The organism is Chitinophaga sp. (assembly GCF_036566945.1).
Lineage (GTDB): Bacteria > Bacteroidota > Bacteroidia > Chitinophagales > Chitinophagaceae > Chitinophaga.
Genome location: NZ_DATCVJ010000013.1, coordinates 1 through 1705 on the forward strand (window position 1 = coordinate 1; position 1705 = coordinate 1705).

Annotated in this window: 2 protein-coding genes; both read right to left on the reverse strand. The window is 42.8% G+C overall.

What is annotated here, in order from left to right; genetic code table 11:
- The coding region (locus VIP81_RS00355; protein WP_331956485.1) for a hypothetical protein at window positions 1-343 on the reverse strand (343 nt) is incomplete at its 3' end.
- 79 nt (window positions 344-422) lie between these two features.
- Window positions 423-1705, reverse strand: a 1283-nt coding sequence (locus tag VIP81_RS00360) for a hypothetical protein (protein WP_331956486.1), incomplete at its 5' end; no start/stop codon positions are given.

Consider the following 1705-nt stretch of genomic DNA (forward strand, 5'->3'; position numbering starts at 1 on the left):
CAATGCTGTAAGCAAATTTAAATTGCTGCTTTCCATTAGGCGCCACCGTAATAAGCGTATCAGCTAACCACTCTTTGCTATAGGCATTGAAGGCCGATAATTTCCCCTTTCCTCCGGCAGGAAGCACAAATGAACTACCTCCTACGGCTTTGATAGTATCCAGTTGTTTGCCATCAAAATACATCATGACGGTAGGCGTGTTGGGAAGATTCATTAAGTCAATATGGACTTTACCAAAATAGTGCGCTTCCGCCAAATCACCTTTGCGGCAGGCAACTGCCAGCATCAACACTGAAAAGAAGAGAGTAAAATATTTAGTTGCAGCAAATATCATTTTATTCACGTGTACGCTGTTTTATAAAAATTAAATAGATGAAAAACGTATAGGGGATTATCCCCTATACGTTCTCTGAAAAAAGATCTTACAGTACTGTCCAGCCATTAGCCCAGGTAGTGCTACCTGTAGGGAATGCACCCGCTAATTTAGCAGGAGACAAAGTTTGAGGAACATAATTACTGAAAGCACGTGTCGCAGCAAATGGACTAGCCAACTTGATACTAGCGTTAGGATCTGCGTTTACATATCCTTTATTGGTAGTACCTGACGGAGTGATGGCAGTGAATGCAGTGTTATTGTATTCTTTATCAAATGCTAAGATATAAGCATGTACATAGTTGGTATTCAGGATAGAAGTACCTGACAAATACTTAGTATAAGTATTGGCAGCCGGAGCAGCAGGTAAGGCTGAATCCTGAGAAATACCATAATTGAAACCAAGGAAAATAGAGTTGTTAATCACAAACTCAGCATTTCTTCTCAGGTGAGCAGCGCGACCATATTTACCTGAACCTGAAGGCAGACCATTAGTAATGGAAGCAGCGGTAGATGTTGGCTGACCAATGATGGTGATGTTGTTGTAAGTAGGATGCGTATACGGGCTCAGTGCAGCACCGGTGGCATTGTTGTCACTTTCAAAACCATTGGACTGGCTTTTGTCAGCACGGTTAGGATCAGATACACCAATAGCGTAAGAGATAGTACCAGAATAACCGTTATCTGTATCAAACATATCATCCAGCGCATCGATGGCTACCAGGTGAGAAGCATTTACAGTACCGCCAAAGAATTCAAATGCATCATCTTTTGATTTGTACACTTCAATGTAATCCAGGAGCGTACCGCTACCAACACCACCTAATGTTAAACCATTCAGCTCGTTGTCTGTAGACAGCTCATAACCAGCATACTCAATTCTTACATATTTCAGGCTACCGGAATTGTCGCCTGGAACATTATTGGTTGGGCCACCAAAGTATGCGTTAGCCGGAGGTACTCCACCAATACCTTCTACTTTTGTAGAATCAGGATGATTGGTAGGTGCTTTACCTAACAATACGATACCACCCCAGTCGCCTGAAGCAGGAGCTGCTTCATTGGAAGTAAAGATGATAGGATCTGTAACAGTACCAACGGCATTCAGTTTAGAACCACGGGTAACGATCAGGCCACCACCTGGAGTACCAGCAACACCTTTAATACCCTTGATAACAGTACCTGCTTCAACAGTTACAGTGGCATTGTTACTAACATACACCAAACCATCGAGTTTGTAAATTTTACAGCTTTTCAGCGTAATGTTGCTGGTAATAACACCAGTAATAGTGCTGTCGCCGCAAGTACCGGATGCTCCGGAAGGACCACCAG